The 12,825-nt window shown below is 70.5% G+C and carries 10 protein-coding genes and 1 pseudogene; 4 read left to right on the top strand and 7 right to left on the bottom strand.

The genetic code is table 11. The features are described from left to right. Positions 1 to 7 precede the first annotated feature (7 nt). Positions 8 to 952 carry a TetR/AcrR family transcriptional regulator C-terminal domain-containing protein gene (locus AB0C28_RS46035; protein WP_358082338.1) on the top strand — a complete coding sequence of 315 codons (945 nt, stop codon included), beginning with the start codon at positions 8 to 10 and terminating at the stop codon, positions 950 to 952. A 260-nt stretch (positions 953 to 1,212) separates the two neighbouring features. Here the strand turns inward: AB0C28_RS46035 and AB0C28_RS46030 are convergent, their stop codons facing one another. From AB0C28_RS46030 to AB0C28_RS46010, 5 genes and pseudogenes are all read right to left on the bottom strand, one after another. Further along, a complete protein-coding gene (locus tag AB0C28_RS46030; RefSeq protein WP_358082335.1) occupies positions 1,213 to 2,526 on the bottom strand; it encodes a hypothetical protein in 1,314 nt (437 codons plus the stop codon). Beyond that, positions 2,523 to 3,023, bottom strand: a complete 501-nt coding sequence (locus AB0C28_RS46025; RefSeq protein ID WP_357856676.1) for a SigE family RNA polymerase sigma factor — start codon at positions 3,021 to 3,023, stop codon at positions 2,523 to 2,525. Before AB0C28_RS46025 ends, AB0C28_RS46030 begins: the two co-directional genes overlap by 4 nt. Positions 3,024 to 3,755: 732 nt before the next feature. Next, a complete protein-coding gene (locus AB0C28_RS46020) occupies positions 3,756 to 4,508 on the bottom strand; it encodes an ABC transporter permease subunit (RefSeq protein ID WP_358082332.1) in 753 nt (250 codons plus the stop codon). A 488-nt stretch (positions 4,509 to 4,996) separates the two neighbouring features. Beyond that, a pseudogene (locus AB0C28_RS46015) lies at positions 4,997 to 5,680 on the bottom strand (ATP-binding cassette domain-containing protein); the annotation flags it as partial. After that, positions 5,677 to 7,143: an alpha/beta fold hydrolase gene (locus AB0C28_RS46010; RefSeq protein ID WP_358082329.1), complete on the bottom strand. Its 1,467-nt coding sequence runs from the start codon at positions 7,141 to 7,143 to the stop codon at positions 5,677 to 5,679. The pseudogene AB0C28_RS46015 and the gene AB0C28_RS46010, both read right to left, overlap by 4 nt. Before the next feature lie 166 nt (positions 7,144 to 7,309). On the opposite strand from AB0C28_RS46010, the gene AB0C28_RS46005 reads away from it, so the two are divergent. Beyond that, a complete protein-coding gene (locus tag AB0C28_RS46005; protein ID WP_358082326.1) occupies positions 7,310 to 8,437 on the top strand; it encodes a sensor histidine kinase in 1,128 nt (375 codons plus the stop codon). 465 nt (positions 8,438 to 8,902) lie between these two features. Continuing rightward, entirely contained in the window at positions 8,903 to 9,559 is a 657-nt protein-coding gene (locus AB0C28_RS46000; RefSeq protein WP_358082323.1) for a response regulator transcription factor, read from the top strand. A gap of 24 nt (positions 9,560 to 9,583) precedes the next feature. Here AB0C28_RS46000 and AB0C28_RS45995 read toward each other — a convergent pair whose 3' ends face one another. After that, entirely contained in the window at positions 9,584 to 10,351 is a 768-nt protein-coding gene (locus AB0C28_RS45995) for a TetR/AcrR family transcriptional regulator C-terminal domain-containing protein (RefSeq protein WP_358082320.1), read from the bottom strand. Positions 10,352 to 10,495: 144 nt separating this feature from the next. Here AB0C28_RS45995 and AB0C28_RS45990 point away from each other — a divergent pair, with 144 nt between their 5' ends. Continuing rightward, the gene (locus AB0C28_RS45990) at positions 10,496 to 12,124 is read left to right on the top strand and encodes an ATP-binding cassette domain-containing protein (protein WP_358082317.1); all 1,629 of its coding nucleotides are present in this window, start codon (positions 10,496 to 10,498) and stop codon (positions 12,122 to 12,124) included. 130 nt (positions 12,125 to 12,254) lie between these two features. On the opposite strand, the gene AB0C28_RS45985 is transcribed toward AB0C28_RS45990, so the two are convergent. Beyond that, the gene (locus tag AB0C28_RS45985) at positions 12,255 to 12,662 is read right to left on the bottom strand and encodes a DUF6223 family protein (protein ID WP_358082315.1); all 408 of its coding nucleotides are present in this window, start codon (positions 12,660 to 12,662) and stop codon (positions 12,255 to 12,257) included. Positions 12,663 to 12,825 lie beyond the last annotated feature (163 nt).

The following is a 12,825-nucleotide window of genomic DNA, read 5'->3' as shown; positions in this document are numbered from 1 at the left end:
TACCCGCATGCCCAGCGACAAGAGGCCAGGCCTGACCAAGCAGGTGCTGATCGACACCGCCCTCCGCCTGCTCGACGAGGTGGGGTTGGAGGGGCTCACGGTGCGCCGGCTGGCCGCGGAGCTCGGCGTTCAGTCCCCTGCTCTTTACTGGCACATCCGTACCAAGCAGGAACTTCTCGACGGGATGGCCGACGCGATCTGCCGCGCTCCGGGGATGGGCCCGCCCCGTGACGACGAGTCCTGGCAGGACTGGCTCCTGCGCCGCGCCCGGGCCTACCGCGCCACGCTGCTGGCCCGGCGTGACGGCGCCCGCGTGGTCGCCCACGCCCGGTCGCTGAGCCAGGAGACCGTGGCCCTGTTCGATCGGGAGCTGGCGGCCATGGTCGAGCGGGGCTTCACACCGGCGCTGGCCCTGCACACCATCGGCGCCCTGACCTCGTACGTGAACGGATTCGTCCTGCGAGAGCAGGCACCGGCCCCCGCGCCGGCACCTGCACTGGGTCCCACTGCGGCACCTGCACTGGGTTCCGCTCTGGAACCCACGCCAGGTCCCCAACCGGGCCCCACTCCGGAGCCCGCGGCAGGCCCCCCGCCGAAGCCCGCTCCAGAACCGGCCCCAGGGCCCCCGGCGGTGCCCGCGCCGAGTCCCGCTCGGGAGCCCGCGCCAGGTCCCACGCCGGGTCCCACGCCGGAACCTACGCTGGAGCCAGCGGCAGTACCCCCGGCGGAGCCCGCTCCAAGCCCCGCTCCCGCTCCGGGTCCCACTTCGAGTCGCGCACCGGGGTCCCTGGACGCGGCACCGGCCACGCTGGCGGCCGCTGTGCTCGAGGGAGGCCAGTCGATCGGCGAAACGGCCTTCGAACACGGCCTGCGGGTGTTCATCGCCGGCACGTCCGCCGTACTGTCCCACGAGCACAACGGACCCACCACACCCACCCGCACCGCACCGTAGAGGCGTGCCTGCCACCGGAGCAGCGGCGACAGGCCCGAGCATCAGCGGAGAGGCCGCGGTGGCCAAGCCCCCGCACCCGCCCCCACTTGACCACGGCCAAGCCCCCGAACGGGACCCCACCTGATCGCGTGGACCAAGCCCCGGACGGGGCCCCACGTGATTGCGGCCAAGCCCCCGCACCGGCCCCACTCGACCGAGGCCAAGCCCTCGCACCAGCCCTCACCGATCGCGGCGATCAAGCTGCCGGACGCGCGAAGCGTCTACTTGATCGCGGCCAGGTCCAGGACGTACATCTTGTCCCCGACCTCGTAGGCCAGCAACCGGTCGGAGCCGCTGTCCGGCATCGCCATGCCCCGCCCGTCCTCCGGACGTATGCCGAGATCGGCAGACTTGCCGGTGTCGGCGTCGTAGAGCGCCGCGTAGAACTGCTCCCCAGGTCCCACCGACGCCACCTGGAAGAAGCGCTCCAGACCGGCTTCGACGCCGCCGTCCCGGAGGAGCTTCGTCATTTCACGCTCATGGGAGCCGTCCCGGTCACGAACAAACCCCCGCAATACGGTACGGGTCTGCAACGTCTTCGGGCACTTGCGACCGCCGCACGTGATCACCTTGCCGGAGCGGTCACGGCGCTCGGGGACCTTGACGGTCTCGTACCGGCCAAGCGTGCCCCAGCACCGCTCGACGCCGCACCTGACCTCCTCACCGGTCTTGACCACGGCCACGTTCCGCGCACCGGTCTCGACGTTGAGCATCTCGCGGAAGATCGACTTCCCCTGATGCAAACCCACCCACGGCCAGCTCAGGATGTGGTGCCGCTCGGCCCCCTTCACCGGCTGTGGCGACCCCCCGCTCAGGGGCACCCGATACACGCCGCCCTTCTCGTACGAGAAGGCCACGTCCGAGCCCGTCACCGACAACCCCTGAATGTGCCCCTCCTTCATGACGTTGCCGAGGGGCACGTCGGTCACCCGCCGAGGCCGGCCGCCGGTCGCCGGCACCGTCCAGATCCGGGCGACTCGGGGACCGCCTTTCTCCTTGACGGAGGCCCACCAGACGATGTGGCCGCCACCTGCGGCGACGTCGTCGGCGAAGATCGCCGATCCCTTCGTCGAGGGGATCTCGGCGATCCGCTTGGGCCGGCCAGTGCTCAGCTCGTAGCTCCACAGGTACTGGCGCTTCCCGTCGCTGACGCCCGTCATGACCAGCAGCGTGCGATCGTCTAGGAGCAGTTGCGGATAGTACTTTCGGCCGTCGGGCAGCTTGGCCGGGATCTTGTGCACCGCCTGCGGCCACACCTTCTCGACAGGCGGCGGCACCTTGTCCAGCGGCGGCCCGCCCTCTCCGGTCGCGCTCACCGCGGGACGCGGCTCGGCCGCGACACCCAGAGTGTTCACCACCACGCCCACCCCGCCGGCCACCAGCACCACGGCCGCGGCCGCGGTCAGGGCGGCGCTCCTGGCCCGCCGCCGGCGATGGCGCGTCTTGACCGCCGCCAGCAGCCCGGCCGGCGCCTGCGGCGCATCCAGCGCCGCGCCGGACAGGGCACGGCTCAGCTTGTCTTCCAGATCGGTCATCGCATGCTCCCGTGGGTCGCCGTCGAGGAGAAGGGGGAGGAACGCAGCTTGTCCAGGCCACGGAATGCCTGGCTGCGCACGGTTCCGGCGGAGATGCCGAGCACTTTGGCGATCTCGGCGTCGCTGAGCTGCTCGTAGTAGCGCAGCACCAGCACGGCCCGCTGCCTGCGGGGCAGCGCGGCCAGTTCCTGCCACAGGCCCTGTTCCTCGTCGGAAGGAAAGACCTCGCGGTGCACCCGGTCCGGCGGTGCCTCGGTGAGGTGTTCCCGCCGGTGCCGCCGCCAGACACTGATGTGCAAGCGCGCCATCGTCGTCCGGACATAGCTGTGCGGGCTGTCCTTCCGCCTCACCCTCGGCCAGGCGCCACACAGCCGTATCAGCGCCTCCTGAACCAGGTCGGCGGCGTCATGCGGGTTTCCGGTCAGGACGTATCCGTAACGGAGCAGCGCTGTCGTCTGCTCTGCTACGAAGTCGTCGAAGCCGGGCTCGTCGTCCACTTGTCGTCCCGGCAGTCGTCACGTCCCAGACGGCCGAAGAGGCGCAGCTGTTGCATCGTCCGGCGAACATTTTCCGGGAATCTCGGGGATGACCACCCTGGACCGCACAACAGGGGTATAGCTCAGACAAGCCTGCACCCCACAATCACGATCTTGGTCGAGTACGTCGGAGCAACCCAGCCGCTGGCCCAAGGGGCGAACAGACTGGTGATAGGACCGTTCGGCACGGCATGCTCATCCTCGTCTTCGTTTCGTCCTCACCTTCGTCCATGAGTGGGCCTGCGCTGACCGAGGCCGTGGTAGCCGTGGTGGCCGTGCTGGTGGGGCTGGCGCTGGGCTGGCTCGGCAGCAGCACAGCCGGGCCAGGTCGGTGCGGGGCGCATCGTCCCAAGCGTCCGGCCGAAGTTCGCAGCATGCCTGCTCCACGCCCAGCCTCAGTGATCTGACGTGGTGGACCAGTTCAGTGTGATGGACCAGTTCGGCCTGGCCCTAGCCCACAACGAACCCCAGGCTCAGCTCCCACCCATGGCGAACCTGAACTCGGCCCTGGCCCACAACGAACCCCAGGCTCGGCCCCCCACCCCTACCGGGCCCTGGCCTGCCGCGAACACAAGGCTCGGCCTGGCCTACGGCGAACACAGGACTCGGCCCCCGCCATGACGAAACGATGCAGTGATCGGCCATGAACGCGCTAGCTGGCCTTGGAGAGGGCTGTTTCCCGCTCAAGGCCGGTCAGACGTCGCGGTGGTTGATCGCCAGGGCTCCCAGCAGGAGGGACGCCACCACGTAACCCATCAAGATGGCGGCGGCCGTTGCGGGGCCTAAGGCGCCGGCGTCGGGCACAGCGGCCAGTTGCCTGGTCAGCGACGGAATCGTCAGGGAGCTGATCCAGTCGTTCCACGGAGCCGGGAGGAAGCGCTCCAGCACGGCCGGGGTCAGCGGGAGGACGACCAGCGCGATGAGCGCCGCCGGTGTCGAACGCAGCACCGTGGCCAGGCCGAGCCCCACCACCGCTGCGACAGCACAGCCGGCGCCGGTGGTCAGCACCTCGGTCAGGGCCGCATGTTCGGCGAACGAGGCGCCGATCGGACGCCCGCCCACCACGGCCTGTGCGGTGACGTAGGTGGCCAACGCCAGCGCCTGGCCCGCGACTGCGGCCACTGCGGCCACCACGACAGCCTTGGCCAGCAGGAGTGTCCACCGGCTCCGGACCGTGGTCAGCGTGAGTCTGATCATGCCGGTGGTGTACTCGCCGGAGATCGCGAAGACCCCCAGCATGCCGAACAGCACAGGAGGAATGTCGGAGCTCAGACCGAGCCCTGTGCCGACGGGATCGCCACCGGGGCCGTTGGTGTCGAAGTAGCGCGAGATCGAGTAGGCAGCGAAACCGGTGAGCACAAGGGCGGAGAGCGTGGAGGCCAGGACGTAGTAGGTGGCTCGGAGCGAGCGCAACTTGACCCACTCGGACGCAACGATGTCCATCATTGGGTGATCTCCATGAATGCCTCCTCCAGCGATGTCCGACGAGGCACCAGCTCGTGAACAGCGCACCCGCTGGCCAAGGCGATATCACCGACGGCAGCCGCAGTCAGTCCGGTCACCAGCAACTCCCCGCCGACACTCGCGTCCCGGACGGAGCTGGTGTTCTGCACAGCGTTCCTGCCCCAGACGGGGTCGGTGTTCTGCACAGCGCCCGCGTTCCGGGCGGGGTCGGTGTTCTGCACAGCGTTCGTGTCCCCGGCGGTGTCCTCGTTCTGCACGGCGCCCACGTTCCGGATGGGGCGGGTGCCGGGGCCGGTCGGGGTGGGATGAGTGGGCACCCGGTGACCGCGCATGGCGGTGAGCTCTGCGGAGACGGGGTTTGCTTTGGTGTTTGCGGGGTGGTCGGGGAACGGCTCCGTACCGGTCTCGGTGTGCTGAATGGGGTGTACGGTCGCGCCGGCCACCTGGAGCGCCACGGACAGGCGAGCCGCGTGTGGTGATCGGACCACTACGCCGCTCTGGAAGCGGGCCAGCAGCTCTGTCGGCGAGATGTCCTCGATCAGGCGGCCTCGGCCGATGATGATGAGGCGATCGGCGGTGAGGGACATTTCGGTCATCAGGTGGCTCGACAGCAGGATGGTGCGCCCTTCGGACGCCAGGGATCTGAGCAGGTTTCTGAGCCAGCGGATGCCGTCGGGGTCGAGGCCGTTGGCCGGCTCGTCGAGGATGAGCACGCCCGGATCGCCGAGCAGGGCCGCCGCGATGCCGAGGCGCTGGCGCATCCCCTGGGAGAAGCCGGCGATCCGTTTGCGGGCCGCCCCGGCCAGGCCGACCTCCTCCAGCACCTGCACCACCCTGCGGCGCCCGATGCCTCCCGCGTACGCCAGCGCCTGCAAGTGCGCGAACGCGCTGCGCCCGCCCTGCACCTCGGCGGCGTCGAGCATGGCGCCGACCTCGCGCATGGGATCGCGCAGGTCGCGTTTGCGGACGCCGTTGATCAACGCCTGGCCCGACGTGGGCGCGTGAAGGCCGAGGATCATGCGCATGGTGGTGGATTTGCCGGCACCGTTGTGCCCGAGGAAGCCGGTGACCTGCCCGGGTCTGACGCCGAACGTGAGCCCGGACACCGCCAGGGTGGAACCGTACCGTTTCGTCAGCTCGCTGACCTCGATCATTTTCCCACCTTCTGGATGATCTCGGCCGGGCAGCGGGTGCCCGGTGCGGGCAACTCACCCGTGGTCAGGTAGGCGCGGACGTGCCGCCGCAGGCAGCCGTTTCGCGCCCACGACGCGTGGCCGTCGCCGTGCCACAGGACGCGAGCGGACGGGATCTGCCCGGCCACGTGCGCCTGACCGCGATAGTTGGTGTTGTTGTCGAGCTCCCCGATCGCGAAGAGGATCGGCGGGACGTCCTTCACCCGCAACGGGTGCGGCGCCCAGGACGCGCCTCCGCTGCGCCCCCAGCAGCGACCGAGCTCGAAGCGCCCCTCGAGCCAGCCGAACCTGGGCGCGATCTGCCGTAGGCGGGCCTCGATGCCCTGGAACTCCTCGTACGTCGGCAGCGCCGGCATGAAGTCGTTGCACAACGAGTCCTGGCTCACCGACGAGCCGCCGTCGTCGGGGCGCAGTTCTTCCAGGAAGTCGCCGGCGTCGCCGTCGAGGGCCTTGCGGACGGCGGTGGCGAGCTGGGGCCAGAACGCCGGATTCATACCTTTGACCGCGCCGGCGTACAGCTGCCCCTCACGCACCGTCCGCCCGGACGACGCCGGCAGCGGCGCGCGACGCGCCCTGGCGACGAGCTCGTCCCACGCCTGGCCGGCGTCCGTGCCACGCAGGGCGCAGTCGGCGCGGTGGGCGCACCAGTCGCGGAAGCGGGTGAGATGGCGCTCCTGCGTGAGCGCGTAGTTGCGGATCCAGGGCTCGAACTCCTGCTGGGTGTGATCGGCGGTGCCGTCGAAGTACATCCGGCCGACCCGCTGCGGGAACAGCTCCAGGTAGGCCTGGGCATAGACGGTGCCATAGGAGTTGCCCGCGTAGACGATCTTGTCCTGGCCGAGTGCGGCGCGCAGGGCGTCGATGTCGTGCGCCACGTTCCACGCCGTCATCCCGCGCCAGGCCGATCTGGCCGCTGTGCGGCAGCTCGCCTGATGGGCCGCGTTCGCAGCGGCATGGGCGTCCCAGTCGTGTTTCGTCCTGGCCAGGAGCAGCCCGTAGACGGAGGGCTCGGGTCTGGCGCAGCTCACTTTCCTGCCGCTCGCGGGCTCGGACAGGCCGCGCGGATCGAAGGCGATGACGTCGAAGCTGCGCTGCAACTCAGCGAGCAGGCTCGGCAGCTCCGGCTGCGCGTCGGGCTGGCTCTTGCGCCTGAGCATCGACGTGCTGGTGCCGGGCCCCCCGAAGTTGACGATCAGCGGCCCTAGGCTCTTGCCCGTCGCGGGCAGCCCGGCCACGTGCACCGAGGTCATGGGCCCGCCGGGATCGGCCCAGTCGACGGGAACGACCAGCTCGGCGCAGCGCAGCCCATCACCACACTCCTTCCACACCAGGTCGTGGGCCTGCGCCGAGGCCAGCGCGATGCCGCCGAGGGGCACCGCGAGACAGGCCGCCAGGCACAGGGCGATGAGTCTGCGTCGGTTCATGGCCGCAACGATGCTGCACGGCGGCGGGTCCGCACATCGGAGCCAGATCCGATCTTTGGCGTCGGACCAGGGTCATACGGCACGGGCGTACGCGGGCACGGTACGACCCTGGTCCGACGGCCCGTGCTCCGATTCGCTTCCGGCCGTTCCTCGATAACGTCGAGACGTGCATCTGCTCGCCCGGCGGCCCCCACCCTGGCTGCTCATCCTGGCCGACACCGTGGTCGCGGTGCTGCTCGCGCTGGCGTCCACCGCCGGCCCTCCCGAGCTGACCACCAGCGCTCTGACCGTGGCGCTGTGCTGGCTGCTCGCGGTGCCCGTGGCGGTGCGGCGGATCTGGCCGGAGCCCGCCTGCTACGGCGCGCTCCTGCTGGGCGTCGCCGTCCTCTCGGTGCAGGCCAACCGGCTGCTGCCAACCGCTGTGGCGGCCCTGACCATCTACCTGGTGGCGACCGCCCGCCCGGTGCGGCGCTCGGCGATCGCCCTGGTGGCGAGCCTGCTCGTCAACGGAGCCTCGCTGCTCGTCTCGGTGCAGGCATCGCCACGATATGCCGGCGGCTGGCCCGACCCCGTCTTCATCCTCGGCACGTCATGGCTGGTCATCGCGGCGAGCTGGAGTCTCGGCACGACGGCCCGCACCCGCCGCGAGTTCGCCGCCCGCGAGGCCGACAGACAGGCCGAGCGGGCGGCGGCCGACGAACGCCTGCGGATCGCGCGCGAACTGCACGACGTCGTCGCCCATTCGATGAGCCTGATCACCGTCAAAGCCGGGGTGGCGGCAAAGGTCCTGGACAAACACCCGGAGGAAGGGCGCAACGCGTTACGGGCCATCGAGGAGATCGGGCGCGGCTCGCTCACCGAGATCCGCCAGGTTCTCGGCGCGCTGCGCACACCCGGCGGCACACCCGACACGACACCGCTCCCCCGGCTCGCCGACCTGCCGTCCCTGGCGCAGCAGGCGGCGGAGGCCGGCGTGCGGGTCGACCTGTCGGTGAACGGAGCCGTGCCCGACAGCATGGCCCCGGCCGTCTACCGCATCGTCCAGGAGGCGATCACCAACGTCGTCAAGCACGCCGCTCCGGCCCACTGCCGCGTCAGCGTGTCGGCCGACGAGGGGCGGCTGCGCATTTCCGTGGTCGACGACGGGCCCGGGCAACGGCTGCTGCCGGGGCGGCCGGGCGGGCAGGGCCTGGCGGGAATGCGCGAACGGGCCTTGCTGTACGGCGGCACCTTCGAGGCCGGCCCACTGCCGGGAAGGGGGTTCGGCGTGGACGCGTCATGGGAGATCCCCTGATCCCGCCCGAAAGTTTCCACCATCCCCACTCGGTGGAGGTTCCGTGCACGGCACCGGGCGTTCCGGCGATGCGTGGCGTGCTTGCGCAGCGGGCCCATCAGCCAGAACGCCGCAGCGGCAGGTGCGAACCTGTATGGCCGGGCGCTCCGGACCAGCGCACGGATGTGTGTACGGCCGGCGTCCCGAGAAAGCTTCGGCGTGGCCCGAGTGGCGGGCGCGGATCGGTCATGATGGACGCGAGGACGAGGATCAGGAGCTTGAGCCGGAGAAAGCGGGTCGGCGAGTCCGAACCGGACCGACGACAGAGCCGACCCCGGTCGGGCTGGGGCCGGTCGGATTGGGGCCGGTCGGGTTGATCACGGCAGAGGTGAGTGCGGTTGCACCAGGCCTGGGTGGGCCGGGCCAGGGCGGGGTGGGGGCGGTCGAGAGGAGTGTGGTCAGGGTGGGCGTGGCAGGAGGAGGCTTGTGATTCGGGTGCTCATCGCCGACGATCAGGCACTGCTGCGCGGCAGTTTTCGGCTGCTGATCGACTCGGAGGACGATCTCACCGTGGTCGGGGAGGCGGGCGACGGGCGGGAGGCGGTGGCGCTCGCTCGTACGGAAGCACCGGACGTGGTGCTCATGGACGTCAGAATGCCCGAGATGGACGGCATCACCGCGACCGGGCAGATCGCCGGGGGCACCCGGGTGCTCATTCTGACCACGTTCGACCTCGACGAGTACGTATACGCGGCACTGCGCGCGGGTGCCAGCGGGTTCATGCTCAAGGACGCGCCTCCGGACGACCTGTTGAAGGCGATCCGGGTGGTGGCGTCGGGTGAGACGCTGCTCGCGCCGACCGTCACCACCCGGCTGATCGCGGAGTTCGTACAACGGCCGCTCCAGCAGGCCTTTCGCGGGCTCGACACGTTGACGGACCGTGAGCGCGAGGTGCTCACCCTCGTCGCCCACGGGCTGTCCAACGCGGAGCTCAGCACGCAGCTCAAGGTGAGTCCCGGCACTGTGAAGACGCATATCGGCCGCCTGCTGGCCAAGCTCAACGCCCGCGACCGGGCCCAGCTCGTCATCGCCGCCTACGAGGCCGGACTGGTCACGCCACGTTCAGCCAACCGCCCGCCGTGATCGCCGCCAGCGTCTGGGCTTGAGCTACAACTCCGTAGATGCCCTGTCGGCAGCACCGCCGGCACTGGCCGTGGTGGTCTGGATGCCGTCGAGGAGCCAGGTGAGGCCGATGGTGAAGCTGCCGTCCCAGTCGGCGTCCTCCGTGAGAGGGCCGTGGGCGGCGAGGACGGGATAGCGGTCACTGCTGGCGCGGAAGTGCTCCCGGGCGGCTTGTTGCGCGCCGTGCTCCCGGACCGTCCAGGTCGCCTGCATGAGCGCGGAACCGATGACGTAGTTGGACAATCCGTATGCCGCGGCGGTCAGGTGCGGCTCGGTGACGCCGGCCGCCACGAGGGTGGCGTACAGGAACTCGCTGCGGGCGAGCACATTGGGGCCCAGCATCGGACGGCCGAGCAGCGCCGCCGACCAGGGATGTGCCAGCAGGACGGCATGCCATCCGGTGATCAGCGCGGTGATGTCGGCATGCCAGTCCCTGCCAGCGCGTCGGCCTGCGCCCCCGCCTCCTCCGCCATCGCCCCCGCCAGTGCGACCGCCTTCAGCAGCGCCTTCGCCCGGGATCTCCACTGCTGCGAAGATCGCGTCGAGAGCGAGGTCCAGGACGTCGTCCTTGGTCTTCACATGCCAGTACAGCGTCGTGGAACCCGTGCCGAGGCGTTCGGCGAGCCGCCGCATGGTCAGCCGGTCGGCGCCTTCCTCGTCCAGGAGGGCGATGGCCTCGGCGACGATCCGGTCGCGGCTGAGCGGCGGCGACGGCGCTTCACGCGCCGCCCGTGCGGCCGGGCGCAACCACACGTCTCCCGCTGACCCCGAGCGCTTCGCTCCCAATTCGTCCCCCTCCTCGTCGTAGCAGAGCCGAGTCTAGTATGTTGTTCGAGCACTGGATCAATGGTCCGGTGACTCGAACAACGGTCCAGCAGGCCCGCAGGGAGGAACGCGGTGGCGGGACATGTCGAGGTGGACCGGCTCACCTACGTACTGCCGGACGGGCGACTGCTGCTGCACGAGGCCTCGTTCCGCATCGGCGACGGCGTCAAGGCGGGGCTGGTGGGACCGAACGGCGCGGGCAAGACCACCCTGCTGCGGCTCATCGCTGGAGATCTACGGCAGGACGACGGCCGGGTGACCAGCTCAGGCGGGCTGGGGGTGATGCGGCAGTTCATCGGCAGCGTACGAGACGACCGGACCCTGCACGATCTGCTGCTGTCCGTCGCACCCGTCCAGGTCCGCACCACCGCCGCGAACCTGGGACGGGCGGAGTCGGCGCTGACGGAACACGGTGACGAGACGACGCAACTGGCCTATGCGCAGGCGATCAGCGACTACACCGACGCCGGCGGCTACGACATGGAGGTCGTGTGGGACACCTGCGCGACCGCGGCCCTGGGCCTGCCCTACGACGCGGTCAGGCAGCGCCCGGTCGGCACCCTGTCCGGTGGCGAGCAGAAGCGCATCGTCTTGGAGGCCCTGCTGCGCGGGCCCGATCAGGTCCTGCTGCTGGACGAACCGGACAACTACCTCGACGTGCCCGCCAAGCAATGGCTGGAGGACCAGCTACGCGCCACGTCCAAGACCGTGCTGCTCGTCTCACACGACCGGCAACTGCTGGCCAACGCCACGAACCGCATCGTGACCGTGGAAGCGCGCGGCACCTGGGTCCACGGCGCGGGCTTCGCCACCTACGCCCAGGGCCGCCAGAACCGCATCGACCGGCTGGAGGAACGGCGCCGCCGCTGGGACGAGGAGCACGCCAAGCTCAGACGCCTGGTGCAGACCCTCCGGCAGACCGCGGCCAACAACGATGCCGTCGCCTCCGCCTACCGGGCCGCCCGTACCCGGCTGGCGCGGTTCGAGGAAGCCGGCCCGCCCGAACGCCCGCCCAAACGGCAGAACGTACGGATGCGGCTGCGCGGCGGCCGGACCGGCAAACGCGCCATCACCTGCGAAACGCTGGAACTCACCGGTCTGATGCGCCCGTTCGACACCGAGATCTGGTACGGCGAACGCGTGGGCGTCCTCGGCTCCAACGGTTCCGGCAAATCGCACTTCCTCCGGCTCCTGGCCGAGGCGACGAACATCGCTGCCGCCTCGGTACGGCACACCGGTTCCGTACGACTGGGCGCCCGGGTCACGCCCGGCCACTTCGTCCAGACCCACTCCAGGCCCGACCTGCACGGCCGCACCCCCGCCGAACTGGTGACGACCGAGCACGCCCTCACACTCAACGAGGCCATGGCCGCGCTCGCCCGCTACGAACTCGCACCCGCCGCCCAGCAGCGGTTCGAGACCTTGTCCGGCGGGCAGCAGGCGCGGCTGCAGATCCTGCTGCTGGAACTGTCGGGCGCGACGCTGCTGCTGCTCGACGAACCCACCGACAACCTCGACCTGGCCAGCGCCGAAGCTCTGCAGCAGGGCCTCGCGTCGTTCGCCGGCACCGTGCTGGCCGTCACCCATGACCGCTGGTTCGCCGCCGACTTCGACCGTTTCCTCATCTTCGGCGCCGACGGAACCGTCTACGAGAGCGACGAACCGGTCTGGGACGAAGCCCGCGTCGAGCGGGCCCGCTGAACCCCAAGGCCGTGCGGGCGACACCGGCGGCGGCCAGGTCTTCCTCCTGGTCAGGTGATGCGGCGCGTTCCGTCACACCACCGGGTCAGGCTGGTCAGGTGGTGCGGCGCGTTCCCGCCACACCACCGGGTCAGGCGGTACGGCGGGAACGCGTCGCCACCAGCCCGCCCAGCCCCATGGCGACCACCCCGACCACCAGAGCCACGTAACCCCCGACGATCCCGTAACCCGTCCCGGGACCGCCCTCAGCGGCGGCCACGACCATCCCGCCGATGCCCGCCCCGACCAGCCCCGCCACCAAGGCCACGACGGCTCCCCTCCTCCCGCCGTGACCGACCCGCCGGACGGAACGGGCCAGCGCCAGCCCTCCGACGACGACCCCGGCCAGCCCCACCAGCGCACCCACCACCGACCACAGCCGCCCGGCGGTCATGGCATACGCCCCGACGGGCTCCACCAGCACATGAGCCGCCTCCTGCGCGGCCGGCCCCACCGCCCCGAACACGTCGGCCACGGAAGACAGAACTCGGACGGACATGAGAATCCTCTCGATCGAACGACGGACGCCCGCAACCAGGACCAACCACGACCAACCGGCACGAACCAGCACGCACCAGCACGGCCACGCGGCCCAAACAACTCCGCACGAGCGCCGGCCCCGGCAAGGGCCGCACACCACCGATCGTCTCCCCGCCCAAGCA

The sequence above is a fragment of the Nonomuraea sp. NPDC048892 genome, assembly GCF_040649735.1.
GTDB lineage: Bacteria > Actinomycetota > Actinomycetes > Streptosporangiales > Streptosporangiaceae > Nonomuraea > Nonomuraea maheshkhaliensis.
The sequence above is the reverse complement of the archived record's forward strand: the minus strand, read 5'-3'. Positions and strand labels throughout refer to the sequence as shown.